Origin of the sequence: Pantoea conspicua (assembly GCF_002095315.1) — a bacterium.
Classification (GTDB): Bacteria; Pseudomonadota; Gammaproteobacteria; order Enterobacterales; family Enterobacteriaceae; genus Pantoea; species Pantoea conspicua.
The window spans coordinates 1-273 of record NZ_MLFN01000121.1 but is presented as its reverse complement, the minus strand read 5'-3'; the positions used below and the strand labels follow the sequence as shown (position 1 = coordinate 273).

At 54.6% G+C, this 273-nt stretch carries 1 pseudogene; it reads left to right on the top strand.

Going from position 1 to position 273, the window contains the following annotated elements:
- A pseudogene (locus HA41_RS19475) lies at positions 1-273 on the top strand (ElyC/SanA/YdcF family protein); the annotation flags it as partial.

Below are 273 nucleotides of genomic sequence, written 5' to 3'. Positions count from 1 at the left end.
CAAATTATCACCCTGGATTTGCCAAAAGATACCGAAGAAGAAGCTGCAGCAGTGAAACAGGCGATTGGTGACGCCCCTTTCCTGCTGGTGACCTCCGCATCACATCTGCCGCGGGCGATGATCTTTTTCAGCAGGAAGGGTTAAATCCGCTACCAGCCCCGGCGAATCAGTTGGCCATCGACTCGCCGCTTAACCCGTGGGAACGGGCAATCCCTTCTCCGGTCTGGTTGATGCATAGCGATCGTGTTGGCTATGAAACGCTTGGCCGTATCT